The sequence below is a fragment of the Saccharothrix sabaoui genome, assembly GCF_051756985.1.
GTDB lineage: Bacteria > Actinomycetota > Actinomycetes > Mycobacteriales > Pseudonocardiaceae > Actinosynnema.
Genome location: NZ_JBPKJK010000155.1, coordinates 1 through 20744, shown reverse-complemented (window position 1 = coordinate 20744; position 20744 = coordinate 1). Strand labels below are relative to the sequence as shown.

The following is a 20744-nucleotide window of genomic DNA, read 5'->3' as shown; positions in this document are numbered from 1 at the left end:
CCCGGCCCCCGTCCGGGCCGGACCTCACGCGGTGACGTGCCGCGCCCCGTCCTCGGCGGGCGCGTCGCCGCCGGTCCGCAACCGCTTGAGCGTCAACGGCACCACGACCGTCAGCACCAGGCACAGCGCCGCACCCACCCACGCGGCGGCGTTGACGCCGTGCGTGAACGCCGCGCGCGCGACCTCCAGCGCGGGCGAGTCGGCCGGCAGGTGGGCCACCGCGCCGCCGATCGTGTCCGCGGCGGGCGAGGTCACCGGGACCGCCGCGGTGACCTCGCCCCGGTAGACCGACGTGGTCACGCTGCCGATCAGCGCGATGCCCGCGGCCGAGCCGAAGTCGGTGGCGGTCATGGACACCGCCGAGGCGCTGCCCGCCTTCTCCGCGGGCGCGGAGCCCACCACCAGGTCGGTGCCCAGCACCATCGTCGGCGACAGCCCCAGCAGCAGCACGCCCAGCCCCACCGACACCGCGACCGGGCCGTCGCCCGGGTCCGCCACGGCCACCAGCGCGAAACCGGCGGTCGCCACCGCGGTGCCCAGCGCCACCACGGACGCGGGCCGCAGGGAGCGCCCCAGGACCGGCGTCAGCTGGGAGCCGATCAGCAGACCCGCCGCGCCGGGGAGCAGCCACAGGCCGGCCGCCAGCGGCGACAGCCCGACCACCATCTGGAAGAACTGCGGCACCAGGTACTCCAGGCCGCTCATCGCCGCCATCACCAGCACCAGCAGCGACAGCGCGGCGCGGAACGAGCCGCCGCGGAACAGCCGCAGGTCCAGCAGCGGCTCCTCCAGCCGGTTCTGCCTGCGCACGAACAGCACGCCCACCGCCAGGCCCACCGGGGCGGACAGCCACACGTGCGGGCCGAGGCCGTGCTCGGCGTACTTCTTCACCGCGTACACCACCGGCAGCACCGCGGCCATGAACAGCACCACGCTCAGCGGGTCCAGCCGCGGCGCGGAGGGGGAGCGGAACTCCGGCAGCAGCACCGGGCCGAGCACCAGCAGCAGCAGCATCACCGGGACACCGATCAGGAACACCGAGCCCCACCAGAACCACTGGAGCAGCACGCCGCCCGCCAGCGGGCCGATCGCCACCCCGAGCGACATCGCGGTGACCCACATCGCGATGGCCCGCCCCCGCTGCCCGGGGTCGGGGAACACGGCCGCGATCAGCGACAGGGTGGACGGCAGCACCAGGGCGCCGGACACGCCGAGCAGCGCCCGCGCGCCGATCAGCACGGCGGGGCTCGTCGACCACGCGCACAGCAACGACGCGGCGATGAACGTGGCCGCGCCGACCAGCAGCAGGCGGCGCCTGCCCACGCGGTCGCCCAGCGCCCCGGAGGTGACCAGCAGGCCCGCCATCACGAAGCCGTAGACGTCGGTGACCCACAGCAGTTCGGAACCGGACGGTCGCAGGTCGGCGGCCAGGTACGGGGCGGCCAGCCACAGCACGCCGAGGTCGAGGGTCAGGACGGTCGTCGCCAGCAGCAGCACCGCGAGACCCGCCCACTCCCGGGGGCCTGCGCGCTGCACGGGGGGCGTCCCGGTCATCGCTCCGTTCTCCTCTCCCGGTCGGCCCGGGGCCGACGTGGTCGAGCCCGGCGCCCGCCTCGATCGGGGCACCGCGACGCGTTCCTCGCGGTGCTGCCCCCGCGGCCGGGCCGCGAACGGCCGGACGCCGGGCACAGCGGTTCACGGCGAGCGTGCCCGATGCCGCTTTCGGTCCGGTCACGGTCCGCTTCGGGTTGGCTTCGGTGCGTTCGGATGCCGGGACAGCCCGTGCGTTAACGTGGCGGTATGCGTTTCGGGGTGCTTGGGCCACTGGCCGTGTGGACCGAGGAGGGGGCTCCGGTCAAGATCCCGGAACTGAAGGTCCGCGCGCTGCTGGCGGACCTGCTGGTGCACGCCGGGCGCCCGGTGGCCGTGGACCGGTTGACGGACGACCTGTGGGGCACCGACCTGCCCGCCAACCCCGTGGGCGCCCTCCAGACCAAGGTGTCCCAGCTGCGCCGCGCACTGGCCGCGGCGGAACCGGGCGGGCGCGACCTGCTGCTCTCCCGCCCACCCGGCTACCAGTTGCAGACCGCACCGGACGCCGTGGACGCGGAGCGGTTCCGGGCGCTGGTGGCGCGCGCCCTGGGCGGGGGCGAACCCCGTGCGCGCGCCGTCCTGCTGTCCGACGCGCTGGCGCTGTGGCGCGGTCCCGCCTTCGCCGACTTCGCCGACCAGGCGTTCGCCCTCGGGGCCGCGCAGCGGCTGGAGGAGGAGCGGCTGGTGGCCGTGGAGGAGCTGGCCGAGGCCCGGCTCCGGCTGGGCGAGCACAGCCTGCTGGTGGGGGAACTGGGCGACCTGGTGGCCCGGCACCCGATGCGCGAGCGGTTGCGCGCGGCGCAGATGCGCGCGCTCTACCGGGTCGGCCGGCGGGCCGACGCGCTGGCCGCCTACGCGGACCTGCGCACCCGGCTGGTCGAGGAGCTGGGCCTGGACCCCAGCCCCGCGGTCGCGGACCTGCACCAGGCGATCCTGGAGCAGGACCCGGAGCTGGAGGCGCCGCGACCGCCGGTGACCTCGGCGGCCCGGCCGGCGTCGAACCTGCCCGAGCCGCTGACCGAGCTGATCGGGCGCGGTGACTCGGTCGCCGAGGTGGGCAAGGCGGTCGCCGCGGCGCGGCTGGTCACCCTGGTCGGCCCGGGCGGGGTGGGCAAGACCCGGCTGGCGCTGGAGAGCGCCGGGCGGCTGGCCCCCGGCTTCCCGGACCGCGCGTGGCTGGTGGAGCTGGGCGGGCTGCGCGCCTCGTCGGGCACGGTCGCGTCCCTGGCCGAGGTGGTCACCTCCGCGCTGGGCATCCGCGACGACGTGGCGGGCGCCGCGTCCGCGCCGCTGGTGGACCGGCTGGCCGGTGCGCTGCGCGGCAAGCGGGTGCTGCTGGTGCTGGACAACTGCGAGCACGTCGTCGACGCGGTGGCCGAGCTGGTGGACCGGTTGCTGCGCACCGCGCCGGAGCTGCGGGTGCTGGCCACCAGCCGGGAACCGCTGGGCCTGCCGGGCGAGGTGGTCTGGACCGTTCCGCCGCTGGAGCTGCCCGTGCCCGAGCGGGCGCACGACCTCACCGAGCTGTCGCGCTCCAGCGCGGTGCGGCTGTTCGTGGCCCGCGCCTCCGCCGCGTCACCGGGGTTCGAGCTGACGCCGGACAACGCCGCCGACGTGGCGACCCTCTGCGCCCGGCTCGACGGCGTCCCGCTGGCCCTGGAGCTGGCCGCCACCCGCGTGCGGTCGCTCGGCCTGCGCGGCCTCGTGTCCAGGTTGGACGACCGGTTCCGCGTGCTGGCCGGGGGACCGCGCGGGGTGCCCGCGCGGCAGCAGACGCTGCGCGGGGTGATCGACTGGAGCTGGGAGCTGCTGACCGGGCCGGAGCGCACGGTGCTGCGCCGGTTGTCCGTGCACGCCGGCGGCTGCACGCTCGGCGCGGCCGAGGTGGTGTGCTCGGGCGACGGGGTGGCGCCCGGCGACGCGCTGACCCTGCTGGCGCGGCTGGTCGACCGGTCGCTGGTGGTCCTGTCCGAGCACACCGAGGAGCCGCGGTACCGGCTGCTGGAGTCGGTCGCCGAGTACAGCGCCGAACGCCTGGTCGAAGCGGGCGAGGCCGAGGTCGTCCGGGCCCGGCACCGCGCGCACTACCTGGCCGTCGCCGAGCACGCCGAGCCGCGGCTGCGCGGGCACGGCCAGCGGCAGTGGCTGGAGCTGGTGGACGCCGAGGTGGCCAACGTGCGGCGGGCGCTGGACGACGCGGTGCGCGCCTCCTCCGCCGACGACGCGCTGCGGCTGGTGAACGCGATGGCCTGGTACTGGTTCCTGCGCGGCCGGCTCGGCGAGGCGCTGCGGGCGCTGGACCTGGCGCTCGCCGTGCCGGGCGGCTGCGCCGGCGCCCGGTCGTGGACGCGGGTGTGGCGGGCGGGCATCGCCATGCTGGTGGGCGGCGACGGCGCGCAGCTGGTCGCCGCCGCGGACGCGGCGCTGCGCGACTTCGCGGGGGAGGAGCGGACGCGGGCGCGGGCCGAGTGGTTCATCGGCTTCGCGCAGTGGGGCATCGGCGAGCTGTCGGCGGGCGAGCAGCGGGTCGAGACCGCGCTCGCGCACGCCCGGGCGCACGGCGACGACTGGGTCCGCGCCGCCGCCCTGGCCGCCCGCGCCCGGTTGGCGATGGGCCGCGGCGACCTGCGCACCCTCGCCGGGGACGGCGCCGCGAGCCAGGCGCTCTTCCGCGAGCTGGGCGACCGGTGGGGACAGCTGCGGGCCGCGGACATGCTCTGCTCCCACGCCCTGATCACCGGCGACTACCCGGTGGCCCAGCGCCTCAACCGGGACGGCCTGCGCAGCGCCGAGGAGCTGGGGCTGTGGACCGAGGTGTCGCACAAGCTGGCCACGTCGGGCCGGATCGCCCTGCTGGAGCGGGACTTCGCCGCCGCCGAGGAGTTCCACGGGCGGGCCCTGCGGCTGGCCGTCGAGCAGTCCGACCCGTTGATGGAGCAGTTCGCGGAGATGGGGCTGGCGCTGGGTGCGCGGCGGCAGGGGCGGTTGGACGCCGCGGAGGAGCACCTGCTCGCGTGGCTGGACTGGAACCGCAGGCTCGGCGGGGACGCCGGCGTCGCGCTGATCCTGGCCGAGCTGGGGTTCATCGCCGAGCAGCGCGGGGACGCCGCGCGCGCCCGGTCGTTGCACCTGGAGGGGTTGGCCGCCGCACGGGCCACGGGCGACCCGCGGGCGGTGGCGCTGGCCCTGGAGGGGGTGGCGGGCGCGGTGTCGCTCGCCGGTGACCACGCCGGGGCCGCCCGCCTGCTCGGCGCCGCGGCCGTCGCCCGGGAGTCCGTGGGGGCGCCGCTGCCCGCGGCCGAGCGCGGTGACGTGGACCGGGTCGAGGAGCGGGTCCGGGGCGCGTTGGGCGAGCCGGCGTTCGAGGAGGCGTTCGCGGGAGGGTGGTCGGCGGACCCCGCCGCGCTGCCGTGAGCGCCGGCGCGGGCACTGCCGCTGACCGGGCTGCGGACCGGGCCACCGACCGCGCCGAGCGACCGGCCGGCCACCGCGGCTGAACCGGGTGCGGTGCGCACCGCACCCGGACCTCGGTCGCTGCGGCCCCGGTGATCCCGGCCGGTCCGCCGAATCCCGCGCCGAACCCCGCGGCGAAGGCCGGTCGGCTCCCGCGAGGAGAGCCGACCGGCCCCGGCCGCTAGGCGGCGGCCCCGGCCCCGACGCGACCGAGCAGGCCGACGACCTGCTCCGCCGCCCGGAAACCGGACTCGACCGCGCCCTCGATCGCCGCGTTCCACCCGTTGGCGATGTCGGCGGTGGCGAACGCCACCCGGCCGTGCGGCTGCTGGACGTGGGGGAGCTGGCGCAGCAGCTGCCCCGGCTTGCGCATGGTCCAGCCGCCCAGGGAGTACGGGTCGGTGGCCCAGTCCTGCACCCGCATCTCCACCACCGACGCCTCCGGCAGCACCCGGCGCACCGCGGTCTCCAGCGCCGCCCTGCTGCCGAGGTTCAGGCCCCGGCCGTTGCCCGCGATCATCAGCTGGTCGCCGTTGGTCAGCCGCGCGTACGGGATCAGCGCCAGCACCGGGTCGCCCTCGTCACCCTGGGCGAACACCCGGTCCGACACACCGCGGACCCGCAGCCAGATCTTGGCCGCGGCGGGGGTGATGCCGACCCCCTCCGCGGTCGCGGCGGCGTGCTCCGGCGGCAACCCCGGCTCGAAGCGGATGGTGCGCCACACGTTCACCGGCACGGCCAGCACCACCGCGGGTGCGGTGAAGCAGCCGCCGTCCCCGGTGCGCACCGTGACCCCGTGCCCGTCGTCGGTGATCGAGGTGACGGGGGAGTTGAGCCGCAGCTCCGCCCCCGAGTCGTCCAGGATCGCGCGGACCAGGCCGCCCATGCCGGTGGCCGGGCCGGCCGCCGACTGGGCGTACCAGCCCTCCGGGGTGAACCCGCACAGGGCCCACCACTGCGCCAGGGAGGTCAGCGCCCCCCTGGAGCTGTCGCCGCCGGAGTAGTTCTCCAGCACGCCGGCGACGAGGCTGCGGTCGACGGGCGACAGGCCCAGCGAGTCCAGCCGCTGCTGCAGCGACACGTCGTGGAGCTGCCGGATCAGGTCGGCCCGGTAGAGCGGTTCGTGCGGTCGGGCGTAGTACTCCTCGGACCCCGCGAACAAGGCGGCCAGCACCTCGCCCGCGCGTCGCGACGTCGCCACCGGGTCCACCGGCGAGTAGGCGCCGGTCCCGGTGGGGTAGATGACGCGGTCGCTCGGGGCGTCGCTGACGGTCCCGATGCCGTACCGCGCCAGTTCCCGGTACACCAGGGTGTAGTTCGGGTGCAGCCACTGCGCGCCGAACTCCACCCGGTGCCCCAGGTAGGTGTCGGTGTAGGCCCGGCCGCCGATCCGGCCGCGCGCCTCCAGCACCAGCGGCCTCAGGCCCCGGGCGGCGAGCTCGCGGGCGGCTGTGACGCCCGCGAAGCCCGCGCCCACGACGATGACGTCGCGTTCCCCCAGCCGGTACCGTTCCGGCGCGGCGGCGCCGGCCCGGGCCACGCCCGCGGTCGCGGCGGTGACCGCACCGCCGACGACGCCGCTGAGCAGGGCCCTGCGGGTGATCGGGCGACCACCCGTGACGGTCCCGGTTAAGCCTCCAGAGTTCATGTGCTCCCCTATGCGTGGTGCGTTACAGGACTTGCGTACCGGGGTCCAGGCCCAGCAGGACGCGGCCCTGGACCTCCAGGTTGGTGTTGAGCAGGAGCAGACCGTGCAGGGACAGGCCCTGGATGTCGCGGTGGAACCGCTGCAGCGGCACCGACTTCTGGATCACGGTCGCCCCGGACGCCGTGTAGAGGATCTCCACGGCCTCCTTCGCGAGCTGGATGGCGTACGCGGCACGCCCGCGCACCATCGCCCGCTCCGCCACGTCGGGCTGGGCGCCCGCGTCGGCGTACCGCTGCAGCATCGGCAGGTAGCCGTCCTGCAACCCCTCGGCCGCCGCGATCTTGTTGGCCGCGGTGGCCACCTGGATCTGGGTCAGCGGGTGCTGCGACTGGTCGGTCCAGTCGGTGTAGGCGATGCCGCGGCCGGGGACGCGCTCCAGGAACATCTCGTACGCGCCCTTGGCGATGCCCAGGTACGCCGCGACGCTCTCGGCCATGACGAAGGTGAACAGCGAGTAGTCGCGGTCCTCGGTCGGGGTGCGGTCGGCGGTGGTGCCCAGGATCGCGTCGGCGTAGCTGATCACCCGGTGCTCGGGGACGAAGACGTCCTTCGCGGTGGAGGTGGAGCTGCCGGTGGCCGCCGCGGCGGAGGTGTGCCAGTCGTCGGCGATGGTGAACTCGGACATCGGCACCGCGGCGACCATCTCCTCGGTGGTGCCGTCCGGGTGCGTGAGCACGGCGGCGTTGATGTTCCAGTCCGCGCCGCGGCAGCCGGAGTTGAACCGCCAGCTCCCGTTGAGCAGGTAGCCGCCCTCGGTGGGGGTGAGGGTGCCGGTGGGCGTGAAGCCACCGGACACGCGCACGGAGCCGTTGGCGAAGATCTCCTGCTGGGTCCGGTCCGGGTACAGCGTCGCCATCCAGGCGCTGGACACCCACACCAGCGAGACCCAGCCGGTGGACCCGCAGCCGCGGGAGATCTCGGTGAGCACGCGCACCTGGTCGGCCAGCGACAGGTCGAGGCCGCCGAACCGGCGCGGCGTGGCGATGCGGAACACCCCGGCCTTCTCCAGCAGGTCGATGTTCTCCTGCGGCAGCCAGCGCTGTTCCTCGGCCGCTCGGCCGTTCTCGCGCAGGGTCGGCACCGCCTCCCGGACCGCGTCGAGGACGGAGTCCACCTCGTGCGCGGTGGCGGGGACCTGGTGTGTTGCGGTCATGCTTCCTCCAGCGGGCGACGTCGTCGTGCGGTGGTGGTGGGAAAACCGCGAACGGGGCCTGCGATCGCACTGGGCGACCGGTGTTGTGCGTGCGGATTCCGCGGACTGCTTTCGGGGGACTGGCGCGACCATAGCAACGGGTCGCGCCCCGGGCGGGCCCGCGGCGTAACCGGCTGATAATCGGCCCCCGCGGAGAATGCGCCCGCATTGGTCGGGTGATATCGATCGGCGATTACCCGGGTATGAGCGCCGGGAATCTCCCCGGCCGCGCGGCGGGGGTAACGTCCGGCGGTGAATGCGCCGGGTGCCGGCATTCCCGCACGCGGCGACCCCCGAAATCGCACTCGATCGACCGACAGGGAACGCCATGAACCCCGCCAAGCAGGAGCACGGCTCGGCCGACGCCCACCTCGGCGAGGTGCTGTCGAGCGTCGGGCTCGACGTCGCCTACCACCGGGCCGAGGGCAACACGCTGTACCACCGCACCGAGGACGGCGAGGAGGTCGCCGTCACCGATTTCGTGGGCGGCTTCGGCTCGCTCGTCCTCGGCCACCACGACCCCGGCGTGGTGGCCGCCGCCCGGGACTTCCTCGACCGCCGCCGCCCCGTCTTCGCGCAGTTCTCCCGCTCCGACGACGCCACCGCGCTGGCGGCGGACCTCGACCGCGCGGTCCGGCGGCAGGTCGGCGGCGAGCAGCCGTACCACGCGGTCTTCGCCAACAGCGGCGCGGAGGCGGTGGAGATCGCGGTCAAGCACGCCGAGTTCGACCGCGGCCTGCGTGCCGCGGCCCTCACGACCGGGGTCGCCGACCGGGTGGCCGCCGCGCGGGCCGCCCTGGCCGACGGCTCGGCCACGTTGTCCCCGGCCGCCGCCGAGCGCCTGGGCCTGCCCGGCGACGCCGCGCCGGAGTCCTTCGCCGCCGCGGTGACCTCGCACAACACCGAGGCGGCCGGCCTGCCGCCGGTGTTCCTGGCCGCAGCGGGCGGTTTCCACGGCAAGCTGGTGGCCAGCGTGCAGCTGACGCACAACCCGGCGTTCCGCGGCCCGTTCGGCGCGTTGGCGGCGCAGGCGCGGTTCGTGCCGCCGGACCGCCCGGACCTGGTCGCGGAGGTGGCCCGGGACGAACGGGTCGTGCTGCTGGACGCCGTTGTCGAGGGCGGTGCGGTGCACGTCGTCGAGCGCGACCTGCCCCGCGTCGCCGGGTTCGCGCTGGAGCCGATCCAGGGCGAGGGCGGCATCCGCGAGATCACGCCGGAGTTCGCCGCCGAGGTGCACCGGGTGTGCGCCGAGCTGGGCTGCCCGGTGATCGCCGACGAGATCCAGACCGGCATGGGCCGCACCGGCGCGTTCCTGGCCGGCCCGGCCGTGGGCCTGGTCGGCGACTACGTCACGCTGGCCAAGAGCCTGGGCGGCGGCCTGGCGAAGGTGGCCGCCACGCTGATCCGGGCCGACCGCTACCGGCCGGAGTTCGAGCTGGTGCACAGCTCGACGTTCGCCAAGGACGGGTTCGGCACCGCGCTCGCCCGCCAGGTCCTCGCCCGGCTGGAGGCCGACGACGGCGCCGCCTACCGGCAGGCGGCGCGGGTCGGGGCGGGCCTGCGGGCCGCGCTGGACGACGTGGCCGCGGACCACCCGGAGGTCGTGGTCGGCGTGCGGGGGCGCGGCCTGATGCTCGGCCTGGAGTTCCGCGACCTGCCGGGGTCCTCCTCGGCGCCGATCGCGGAGCTGTCCCGGGCCGGGTTCCTCGGCTACGCGATCGCCGGGTACCTGCTGCGCGCCCACCGGGTCCGCACGTTCCCCACCGGCAGCGCGCCCAACACGCTGCGCTTCGCGCCGTCGCTGCACCTGACCGACGACGAGGTCCGGCGGCTGGCCGCCGGGCTGCGGGACGTGTGCCGGTTGCTCCACGAGGAGGACGGCCCGGCGCTCGTGGGCGCCCCGCGCCGGGCGGTCGCCCCCTAAGCGCGCGGGCCGGGGGTGTTCGGGACCGGTTCGCGTCGACCGCCTCGAACACCCCCACCGGCCGGTCGACGGCGCGCGGAAAGGCCCTCCCGGGATCACCGGGAGGGCCTTTCCGCATTTCCGCGAGGTCAGCCCCGGGGCTTGCGGATCAGTTCGACCATGCTCATGTAGCTGTTGTCGCCGTAGCCGGCCGCGATGGTCTTGTCCAGCATCCCCTTGAGGAAGTCCGGGACCTGCGTGCCCACGCCCTGGCTGCGGCTGGTCTCCAGCAGGTGCTCGGCCGCGGTGAGGTTCATCTTGACGGTGCCCGCGTCGCCCGGGTAGTCGCCCTCGTCCAGTTCGCGGGTCGCCGCGTGCAGGATGGGGGTCACCACCGACGGGATGAACCAGTCCAGCGCGATCGGCGCGAACTCCGCCGCCGTGGCCTTGGCGGTGTTGACCATCGCCGTCGCGTGCAGGTAGCCGTTGACGGTGGCCCACATGAAGCCCAGCAGGGCCGTGTTGTAGAGCACCGCCAGGCCCGGGTCGTCACCCAGGTACCGCGCGTCCCCGCCGACCGCCCGCAGCGTCTCCACGTGCGCGTCGAACACCGACCGCGAACCGCTGTAGAGGAACACGGCCTCGGGGCTGCCGATCGCGGGCGGCGGCACCATGATCGCGCCGTCGAGGTACTCGGCGCCGTGGCCCGCCGCCAGGCTGACCGCCTCGCGGGCCTCGTCGGGGGTGCTGGAGGTCAGGTTGACCACGGTGCGGCCCGCCAGCGCGGAACCCGCCCCGTCGAGGATCGACCTCACCGCGGCGAAGTCGTTGACGCAGATCACCAGCAGCGGGCTCGCGCCGGCCGCCTCCGCCGGGGTCGAGGCCCGCTGCGCGCCCTTGGCCACCAGCGGCTCCGCCTTGGCGGCGGTGCGGTTCCACACCGTCGTCGGGTACCCGTGCTCGATGAACGCGGCGGCCAGGGCGGCACCCATCGGACCGAGGCCGAGGACGGTCACCGGCGCGCGGTCGCCGGGTCCGGTCGTGTCCATGTTCTCCACTCCTCCTCACCACTTCGGCCGGGCCGCGGCGCGACCGGGTGGAAATACCGGTATCCGTTTCCTGTTCATGATGGCGGCAAAGACTCCGGAATCACTTGTGGCCCGCTTTCGGTCCGCTTCCGATTTACGCCTATCGGGTGTGACTACGCTCACAGTTTGATTGAGGCGTGAAATACGGTAGTCATGGTTCATGGGGGTACCGGTGATGCAGTGCCGGGTCTACTGGGGTTCCAGCTCTTCGCCGTCTCCGGCCTCCCGCGCCTACGCAGATTCGAATGCACCAGTCTGCCCATTGGATGTGCAACGAGAACTGGGGTTCGCATGCGATTCCGACTTCTGGGCCCGCTGATGGTGGAGGGCGACGACGAGGCCGTACCGCTGGGTGGCGTCAAGCAACGGGCGGCGCTGGGCTGCCTGCTGCTGAACGCCAACCAGGTGGTGGCCTCCAGCGCCCTGCTGCGGGCGCTGTGGAGTGACGGGAAACGGCCGGCCTCCGCGCGGAAGATCCTGCACAACGCGGTGTGGCGGCTGCGCACGACGCTGGAGTCCGCCCCCGGTTCGCGCACGCCCGTGCTGGAGACCCGCGCCCCCGGTTACGTCCTGCACGTCGACCCGGCCGAGGTGGACCTGCTGCGCTTCCGCGACCTGGTGGCCGAGGGCCGGGCCCGGATGGCCGCGGGCGACCCGCACGCCGCCGCCCCCCTGCTGCGCGACGCCCTGCGGCTGTGGCGCGGCCCCGTGCTGGCCGACCTGGTCGAGCAAGGCCTGTCGTGGCCCGAGCTGGACGCCGTCAACGAGTCCAGGTTCGACGCCCAGGAGGACTGGTTCGACGCCGAGCTGGCCTGCGGCAGGCACCACGCCGTGCTGGGCGAGCTGCGCGCCCTGGTCAACGGCGGTGCGCTGCGCGAGCGGGCCTGCGGTCAGCTGATGCTCGCGCTCTACCGCTGCGGTCGCCAGGCCGAGGCGCTGGAGGTCTACACCGCGACGCGGGCCGCGCTGATCAACCGGCTCGGCCTGGAGCCCGGCCAGGACCTGCGGCGCCTCCAGCGCGCCATCCTCACCCACGACCCGTCGCTGGCCGCGCCCGCCGCTACCTCACCCGCCGTGATCCCACCCGCCGCGGTCCCACCGGCCCCGGCGGCGTCCCCGAGCGCGTCGGAGACCGAAGGCGCGCACCACCACCGACCCGTGCCCGCGCGCCCGGCACCGGTGGTGACCGTGCTCGGTTCGCACCACCAGCGCTGCGCCGCCCGGCCCGTCCCGCGGCGGGCACCCGCCGTGCCCGCGCTGCTGCCGGTGCAGCGCGGCGGCGTGGTCCGCCGCGACGTCAGCGTGCTCATGGTGCACGGCGGACCCGTCGAGGGCGCCGACCCCGAGCACCTGGACGAGGTCCTGGCGGAGACCGCCGCGGGCGTGCGCGCCGAGGTCGAGCGCGCCGGCGGTGTCGTGGCCACGTCCATCGGCTCGACGTCGCTGGCGGTGTTCGGGCTGTCGGGCGCGGGCGCGGACGACGCCGAGCGGGCGGTGCGCGCCGCGGTGGCCGTGCGCGACCGCTTCGGTCCCGACGCCGCCGTCAGCGCGGCGATCACCACCGGCGTGCTGAGGCTGACCGCCGCCGACGCCATGCCCACCGCGGTCACCGGCGTGCTGGTCGAGCACTGCCGGCTGCTGCTGGCCGGCACCGCGCCCGGTGAGGTGCGGGTGTGCGGCGCGACCCGCCGCGCCACCGAGGGCATCGCGGTCTACCGGCGCGTGGGCGGGCTCGACGACTGCTGGTCGGTCCGCGCGCTGCCGTCGTCGCCGCCCGTGCCCGACGACGTCCCCCTGGTCGACCGGGACAGCGAGCTGGCCCTGGTCGCCGGCCTCGTCGAGCGCGCCGGCCACCGCGCCCGCCCGCACCTGGTGACCGTCCTCGGCGAGGCGCGCACCGGCAAGACCCGCTTCCTGGCCGAGATCGGCAGGCGCTTCCGGGCCGTCGCCCTGCCCGCGGCCGAGCACCCCCTGGCCGAGCACCCCCTGTCCGTGCACGCCGCGCTGCTGGCGGCCCGCTGCGGCATCGCGCCCGACGACCTGCCGTCCACCGCCCGGACCAAGCTGACCGAGGCCCTGGGCGACCGCCTGCCGGACGCCGGGGAACTGGTGGAGCAGCTGCTGCCGCTGTTCGGCGGCGACACCGGGCGGCCGTCGCGCGCCGTGCCGGCCACCTGGTGTCGCGTCATGCGCCACCTGCACCGCGACGCGCCCCTGGTGGTCACCGTGGACGACCTGCACAGCGCCGACGACACCCTGCTGGACGCGGTCCGCGACCTGCTCGACGCCCCGGTGCCCGTGCCGCTGTGCCTCGTGGTCGGCGCCCGGCCCGTCCTGCTCGACCGGCACCCGGGCTGGGGCGGTGGTGCCGCGCACGCCGCCACCATCACCCTGGAACCGCTGACCGACGAGGCGATGGACCGGATCTTCGAACAACTGGTGTCCGAAATAGGCGGACGCTGGTCCGCACCGCTGCCGGACGTGCTGGACTGCTGCGCCGAGCAGGACGCGCGCGACCGCCGCGGTTACCTGCGGGGCCTGCTGCGGCTGGAGCACGACCGGTTCCCCGCGCCGGGTGCGGTGACCCCGGGGTGAGCGGCCGGTGGGGCGACCGCCGCTAGCGTCGGGCGTGACGGCACGACCCCGTCCGACGCAAGCTCTCCGACGCCAGCGGAAAGGACGCTCCATGGCCGCGAAAGGCACCGCCACCCCGCCGACCACCGCCCCGCGGGCGCTGCTGCGCCAGGTGATGTCCCGGTTCGCCACGGGTGTGGTGGTGATCGGGGTGGGCGGCGAGCACATCCACGGCATGACCGCGAACGCGTTCACCTCCGTCTCCCTCGACCCGCCGCTGGTCGTGTGCTGCGTGGCGCACACCGCCGTGATGCACCGGGCCATCAGCTCCACCGGCCGGTTCGCCGTGTCCGTGCTGGACGCGGCGCAGCAGGACCTGGCCCGGCACTTCGCCGACAAGGACCGGCCGCTGGGCCCCGCGCAGTTCGCCGACGTGCGCTGGACACCGGGGGAGCGCACCGGCGCGCCGGTCCTCGACGACGCCCTGGCGTGGTTGGAGTGCGACCTGGAACGTGCCGTGGACTGCGGCGACCACACCCTGTTCATCGGCACCGTGCTGGCCGCGGGGCGCGGTGAGGGCCGGGACGGCCTGCTGTTCTTCGACGGCGGCTACCACACCCTCAGCACCCCGGCGCCCACCGTCCCCGCCGCCCGCACCGCCGCGCCGCACCACGGCTCGCCCCAAGCCGCCGCGGCACCCCCTGCCACTGCGCCCCTTGCCGCAGAACCCACCGCCACTCCACCCTCCGCTGCGGCACCCTCCGCACCGGCCCGGACCAGCGCGCCGGCCAGGCCCGGCGCACCGCGGCCGGAAGCGCTGTCCCTGCCGCGGGTCGACGACGACCCCCGCCTGCCCGCCGCCCGCCTCGCGCGCCTGCTCGATCCCGGCCCGGTCGAGGTCCTGCACCCGACGGGCGACAGCGGCGTGGCGGTGGTGCGCGGCGCGGTGGACGGCACGCCCGTGGTCGCCTTCGCGACCGACGCCACCCGGATGGGCGGCGCCCTCGGGGCGACGGGTGCGGACCAGGTCATCCGCGCCACCGAGGCGGCCGTGGCCGATGGCGTGCCGGTGATCGGCCTGTGGCACTCCGGCGGCGCCAAGCTGGCCGACGGCGTGGAGTCGATGGACGGCGTGGGCCGGATGTTCGCCGCCATGACCGCCGCGTCGGGTCGCGTGCCGCAGCTGTCGGTGGTGCTCGGCCCCGCCGCGGGCGCGGCGTCCTACGGCCCGGCGCTGACCGACCTGGTGGTGCTGGCCGACGCGGGCCGGATGTTCGTCACCGGCCCGGACGTGGTGCGCAGCGTCACCGGCGAGCGGATCGACATGACCGGCCTGGGCGGGCCCGAGGCGCACGGCGCGAAGTCGGGCGTCGCCCACGTGGTCGCCGCCGACGAGGACGACGCCCTCGCCCGCGCCCGGCGGCTGGCCGTGCTGCTCGCGAGTCCCGCCCGCATCGTGCCGGACGACGGCGGCACCGACCCGGGCACGCTGCTCCCGGCGTCGCCGCGCCGCGCCTACGACGTGCGCCCGGTGGTGCGCGCCGTGCTCGACGCGGACTCCTTCGAGGAACTGCAGGCCAAGTGGGCGCCCAACGTGGTCGTCGGCCTGGGCCGGCTCGGCGGCGGCACCATCGGCGTGGTCGCGAACAACCCGCTGCGCAAGGGCGGCTGCCTGGACTCGCTGAGCGCGGAGAAGGCGTCGCGGTTCGTGCGGATGTGCGACTCCTTCGGCATCCCCCTCGTCGTCCTGGTGGACGTGCCCGGCTACCTGCCCGGCGTGGGGCAGGAGTGGGGCGGGGTGATCCGCCGCGGCGCGAAGCTGCTGCACGCCTTCGCCGAGTCGGTCGTGCCCCGCGTCACGGTGATCACGCGCAAGGCGTACGGCGGCGCGTACATCGCGATGAACTCGCGCTCGATCGGCGCCACCTCGGTGTTCGCCTGGCCCGACGCGGAGGTGGCGGTCATGGGCGCCGAAGCCGCCGTCACCGTCCTGCACCGCAAACAACTCGCCGCCACCGCAGAGGCGGACCGCCCAGCCCTGCTGGCCCGACTGGTGGCCGAGCACCAGCGGGTGTCGGGCGGGGTGCGACGAGCCCTGGACCTGGCCGTGGTGGACGAGGTGATCCACCCCCGCGAAACCCGCCGCCGCATCGCCGAGGCACTGCTCGCGGCCCGCCCCGCACGCGGCGCGCACGGCAACATCCCGCTGTAGCCACGGCGCGTCCCGCGGTCCGGGCGATCAGTTCGAGGACCGGCCCGGACCGCCCCGGGACGACCGGTACCCGGCCACCACGGAGGTGGCCTGCGCCGAGGCCAGGACCCGCCTCGAACGGTGCCCGCCCCCGCGGTGAGCGCGAATCCCGGTGTCCCGCCGGCGAGGCACCGGGCCCGCTGCCGTGCTGTGGCCGACACGACAGGGTTGCGCCGGAGAGGCCGTCATGCACTACGGTCTGCGAGCGTTGCTCGGTTACGAGCCGCAGGTGCGCCGGACCGCCGGCGCGTGGGTTCCGGGGGAGCGTTGGACAGGGGCGTGGGGAGAGGTGCGTCCTCGTGGCGGTCGGCCGACCGCGCCGTCGCCCGGCGCCGCCGAGGAGACCGCCTGCCGACCGACCCGGCGTTACCGCGCCCCGTGCACCCCGGCGCCGTGAGCCGCCGCGACCGGCCGCCGCGCGCCGGGCGGCCCGCCCCCGACTGACGGACGACAAGACCTCCGCGTGATGACACCCGGTGGTGGACCTGGCCGGTCCACCACCGGGTGAATCGCGCGCGAACCCGAAGTGCTCGACCTTCCGACGTGACAATGCAGGGGGACTTTCCACATGAGAACGGAACAGCCGCTCTCGGCCGAGGGCGGCAGACCGGGCGCGTCCCGGCGACTCGGCCGCCGGGTGAAGTGGGTCGGTGTCCTCGCCGTCCTGGCCGCCGTCGCGGCCGGCGTGCCGGCGTCCGCCGTGTCCGGCGGCACCGAGGTGCCCGCCGGTGCCCACCGGTTCCTGGCGCGCGTCGTCGTGGGTGAGCAGGCGTGCTCGGGCGCGCTGGTCTCCCCGCAGTGGGTGCTCACCGCGGCCCGCTGCCTGCCGCCGAGCGGCGTCCCGGCGGGCGCCACCGCGAGCCTGGGCGACGTGGCCGTGGCCACCGGCGCCGGGACCAGGACCGCCGTCGTCGACGTCGTCCGCCACACCGACCGCGACCTGGCGCTGCTGCGCCTGGAGAACGCGGCCGCCGGCACCACCCCGGTGCAGCTCGGCACCACTCCACCGGCGGTGGGCGAGTCGCTGCTGGTGGCCGGGTTCGGCCGCACCAGCGGGTCGTGGGTGCCGAACCGTCCGCACGCCGCCGCGTTCACCGTCACCGGTGTGGGCGCCGGCACGGCGTCGCTGACCGGGCCGGGCGGCACCGACACGTGCAAGGGCGACGCGGGCGGACCGGCGCTGCGCGCGGTCGGCGGCGGGGTCGAGCTGGTCGCGGTGCACAGCACCTCCTGGCAGCACGGCTGCCTGGACGTGGACGACACCCGCCAGGGCAGCACCGAGACCCGCACCGACGACGTCGCCGACTGGATCGGGCAGCACGCCGACCCCTCGCGGGCGAGGTTCGGTCGCGTGACGGGCACCGGCGGGTTGTGCCTGGACGTCAACAACGGTTTCGACGACAACGGCACCGGCTTCGGCCTGTTCGGCTGTCACGACCAGGACCACGAGCAGAACGGCGCGCAGGCGTTCACCGCGACCAGCGACGGGGCGTTGCGGGTGCTGGGCAAGTGCGTGGACGTCTACGGTCCGTTGTTCGACTCGGTGCACCGCTACGCGGTGTTGTGGCCGTGCAACGGGACTCCGGCGCAGCAGTGGCGGTTCAACGCTGATGGTTCGGTGACGAACGTGGCGACCGGTCTGTGCCTGGACGGGACCTTCGGCACGTCCGGTAGCCGGGTCATCTCCCACGGGTGCCACGGCGGCCCGAACCAGGAGTGGGCCGCGCCGACCCGGCAGGTCCGCTTCGGCCAGGTGGTGGGCGTCGGGGGCATGTGCCTGGACGTCAGCGGTGGCCGGGACGACGCCGGCACCGGCTTCGGTCTCCACGGCTGCCACGCCTCGTACAGCGCGGACGCCCCGGCCCAGGGTTTCACCGCGACCGACGACGGGGCGTTGCGGGTGCTGGGCAAGTGCGTGGACGTCTACGGTCCGTTGTTCGACTCGGTGCACCGCTACGCGGTGTTGTGGCCGTGCAACGGGACTCCGGCGCAGCAGTGGCGGTTCAACGCTGATGGTTCGGTGACGAACGTGGCGACCGGTCTGTGCCTGGACGGGACCTTCGGCACGTCCGGCAGCCGGGTCATCTCCCACGGGTGCCACGGCGGCCCGAACCAGGAGTGGGCCGCGCCGACCCGGCTCGCCTGATCCCGTCACCCGAGCCACCGAGCCACCGAGCCACCACTCACCCGAGCACCCGCGCCACCGCGCACCCATGCACCTGCGCACCGCGCCACCGCGCACCCGCGCAACCACCATCGAACCGAGGTACCGACACGTGAAACCGTTGCCGCGCAAACCGATCACCGCCCCCGTTGCGACCGAGGAGACCTCGTGAGACGCGGGATCGCCGTCATCGCCGCGGGCGTCGCCCTGCTGGCCGCGGGAGCCGCGCAAGCCGTGCCGGGCGGGTCCGTCCCGCAGGGCGCGTACGGCTTCCTCGCCCGGATCACCGCGCCCGGCCAGGCGTGCTCCGGCGCCCTGGTCGACCCGCGGTGGGTGGTCACCGCCGCGTCCTGCGTGCCGCAGGACGGGCGGGTCGACGTCGCCGTCGGGAACGTCGACACCACCACCGGCGCGGGCACGAAGTCGGCCTCCGCCGGCGTGGTCCGCCACCCGGACCGCGACCTCGCCCTGGTCAAGCTCGCCACCCCGGCCACCGGCACCGCGCCGATCGCCGTCGCCACCGCGGCGCCGACCGCGGGCGAGGTGCTCAAGGCGGGTGGCTTCGGGCGCACGGCCACCGAGTGGGTGCCCGCCCGGCCGAGCCTGGCGACCTTCACCGCGTCCGGGACCACCGGCGCCGACCTGGCGCTGTCCGGTGACCGCGACACCTGCGCGGGCGACGCGGGCGGTCCCGCGTTCCGCGAGGTGAACGGCGTGCCGCAGCTCGTCGCGGTCAACCGGCTGTCGTGGCAGCACGGCTGCCTGGGAGTGACCGAGACCCGCGCGGGCTCCACCGGCACCCGCGTGGACGACGTGGCCGGCTGGGTCGAGTCGCGGCTGGTCGACCTGACCGCCACCGCGCTGCCGCGCCACGCCGTCGGCCTGACCTGGGCCCCGCGCGGTCACGGCTCGTTCGCCGTGCACGCCTCGCGGTCGGCCGACGTGCCGGTCGACGCGTCCACCCGGATCGCGACGGTGACCGGGGCGTCGTTCACGCATGCCGCGCTCCCGGCCGGCGAGACGTGGCACTACCGGGTCGTCGCCCAGGACGGCACCGCGTCGGTGGTGGCGTCCGCCACGACGCGGGTGCCCACGCGCAGCGACTTCGACGGCGACGGCTTCGACGACCTCGCGGCGGCCTACGACAGCGGGGACGACCGCACGCGCATCCCGGTGTGGCCGGGCGGCGAGGACGGCATCGGCGTCCCCGAGTACCGCTGGGACAGCGGCGCGGGCCAGTTCACCGCCGGCCGGGCACGCTGGCTCACCGGTGACTTCAACGGTGACGGCCGGGCCGACGTCGGGGCGTTCTACAACTACGCCGACGGTGCGACGAGCCTGCACGTGATGTACGCGACCGCCACCGGTTTCGCACCGTTCGCGGAGAAGTGGAACGGCGGTGCGGGCAACTGGCCGGCGCAGGGTGCCAAGCTCGCCGCGGGCGACTTCGACGCCGACGGCCGCACGGACATCGCGGCATTCTACGACCTCGGCGGCGCGCGCACCGCGCTGTACGTCTGGCGCGCGACCGCGACAGGCTTCGAGCCGCCGGCGCTCAAGTGGGACAGCGGCCCCGGCCAGTTCGACCACGGCAGGGCCGCGTTCGTCTCCGGCGACTTCGACGGTGACGGCCGCGTGGACCTCGCCGCGGCCTACGACTACTTCCAGGACAACACGTCGCTGTGGGTGTTCCCCGCCAACGGCGGCGCGTTCGGCCCGCCGGTGGAGAAGTGGTCCAGCGGTGTCGGCCAGTTCACCCACGGCCGGGCCCGGTGGGTGGCCGGTGACTTCAACGGTGACGGCCGGGCGGACGTCGGGGCGTTCTACAACTACGCCGACGGTGCGACGAGCCTGCACGTGATGTACGCGACCGCCACCGGTTTCGCGCCGTTCGCGGAGAAGTGGAACGGCGGTGCGGGCAACTGGCCGGCGCAGTCCGCGCGGATCGTCGCGGGCGACTACGACGGTGACGGCCGGGGCGACGTCGCGGCGTTCTACAACCTCGACGGCGGGGTCACCCGCGCCTACCTGTGGTTCGGCACCGCCACCGGTTTCGCCGCACCGGTGCAGCAGTGGGACAGCGGTCCGCAGAACTGGCAGGCGCAGGGGGCGAAGCTGCTGTGACCGCCAGGACGAGAGCCGCACGGCGTTCCGCGCCGGCCGCGGGTCTCACCGCGGCCGTGGCGCCGGGGCCGTCCCCGGCGGCACGACCGTGCCCGGCGTCTCGGCGCGGGCGGGGCGTGCGTCCTCGTGAAGTGACCGACGGGCGGGAGCCGTTGGCCCGCGCGGAGATGTCCACCCCTTTTTCGCACCAACAGATTCGGTGATCACCATGTTTCGTCTCGTTGCGGCCGGCGCGGTCGTGTTGTCCCTGCTGACCGGTGGTGCGGTGGCCCTCGGGCAGACCGGCGGCGACCAGCCCGCCACCGAGCAGTCGCCCCTGGTCGAGGACTTCTCCTACCCGGGCGCCGACGCGATCTTCGCCCGGCGCGGCATCCGCCTGGTCAAGGGCGACGGCAACATCACCCTGGTGGCGTGCGGCGGCGCCGGCCTGATCGAGGTGCGCCGCTCGGGCGCGGAGGACGTCGACGACGACCCCGACCCCGGCCACTACTGCTTCCAGGTGCGCGGCACGTCCGGCTACCTGGAGCTGGAGGTCCCGGACACGTTCCAGATCAAGGGCAACAACCAGGTGGTCAAGGCGACCGTGACGGTCGACGAGGAGACCAGCGACGTGTCCATCGAGAAGAACACGTGGACCGGCGTCGGGTACGGCGTCGGTGACGGCCCCGCCGTGCTGCTGGCGCTCAAGGTTTCC

The 20744-nt window shown here is 75.3% G+C and carries 11 protein-coding genes; 7 read left to right on the top strand and 4 right to left on the bottom strand.

The genetic code is table 11. The features are described 5' to 3' along the window. Positions 1 to 24: 24 nt before the first annotated feature. Complete coding sequence (locus tag ACR807_RS33420; RefSeq protein WP_438925474.1) at positions 25 to 1554, bottom strand: MFS transporter; 1530 nt, start codon at positions 1552 to 1554, stop codon at positions 25 to 27. Between the two features lie 246 nt (positions 1555 to 1800). On the opposite strand from ACR807_RS33420, the gene ACR807_RS33415 reads away from it, so the two are divergent. Then, positions 1801 to 5007: an AfsR/SARP family transcriptional regulator gene (locus ACR807_RS33415; protein ID WP_438925473.1), complete on the top strand. Its 3207-nt coding sequence runs from the start codon at positions 1801 to 1803 to the stop codon at positions 5005 to 5007. Positions 5008 to 5227: 220 nt separating this feature from the next. Here the strand turns inward: ACR807_RS33415 and ACR807_RS33410 are convergent, their stop codons facing one another. Beyond that, positions 5228 to 6694 (bottom strand): flavin monoamine oxidase family protein, encoded by a 1467-nt coding sequence (locus ACR807_RS33410; protein WP_438925472.1) that lies wholly within the window; start codon positions 6692 to 6694, stop codon positions 5228 to 5230. Between the two features lie 22 nt (positions 6695 to 6716). Next, entirely contained in the window at positions 6717 to 7907 is a 1191-nt protein-coding gene (locus ACR807_RS33405) for an acyl-CoA dehydrogenase family protein (protein WP_438925471.1), read from the bottom strand. A 367-nt stretch (positions 7908 to 8274) separates the two neighbouring features. On the opposite strand from ACR807_RS33405, the gene ACR807_RS33400 reads away from it, so the two are divergent. Beyond that, complete coding sequence (locus ACR807_RS33400) at positions 8275 to 9870, top strand: aspartate aminotransferase family protein (protein WP_438925470.1); 1596 nt, start codon at positions 8275 to 8277, stop codon at positions 9868 to 9870. Between the two features lie 128 nt (positions 9871 to 9998). Here the strand turns inward: ACR807_RS33400 and ACR807_RS33395 are convergent, their stop codons facing one another. Then, on the bottom strand, positions 9999 to 10898 hold the full coding sequence (locus ACR807_RS33395; RefSeq protein WP_438925469.1) for an NAD(P)-dependent oxidoreductase: 900 nt from the start codon (positions 10896 to 10898) through the stop codon (positions 9999 to 10001). Positions 10899 to 11228: 330 nt separating this feature from the next. On the opposite strand from ACR807_RS33395, the gene ACR807_RS33390 reads away from it, so the two are divergent. The 5 genes from ACR807_RS33390 to ACR807_RS33370 form a co-directional block, all read left to right on the top strand. Further along, a complete protein-coding gene (locus ACR807_RS33390; RefSeq protein WP_438925468.1) occupies positions 11229 to 13532 on the top strand; it encodes an ATP-binding protein in 2304 nt (767 codons plus the stop codon). A 91-nt stretch (positions 13533 to 13623) separates the two neighbouring features. Beyond that, the gene (locus tag ACR807_RS33385) at positions 13624 to 15723 is read left to right on the top strand and encodes a carboxyl transferase domain-containing protein (RefSeq protein ID WP_438925467.1); all 2100 of its coding nucleotides are present in this window, start codon (positions 13624 to 13626) and stop codon (positions 15721 to 15723) included. A gap of 607 nt (positions 15724 to 16330) precedes the next feature. After that, a complete protein-coding gene (locus tag ACR807_RS33380; protein WP_438925466.1) occupies positions 16331 to 17908 on the top strand; it encodes a ricin-type beta-trefoil lectin domain protein in 1578 nt (525 codons plus the stop codon). A gap of 186 nt (positions 17909 to 18094) precedes the next feature. Beyond that, a complete protein-coding gene (locus ACR807_RS33375) occupies positions 18095 to 20050 on the top strand; it encodes an FG-GAP-like repeat-containing protein (RefSeq protein WP_438925465.1) in 1956 nt (651 codons plus the stop codon). Positions 20051 to 20258: 208 nt separating this feature from the next. Further along, the coding region (locus ACR807_RS33370; protein WP_438925464.1) for a hypothetical protein at positions 20259 to 20744 on the top strand (486 nt) is incomplete at its 3' end.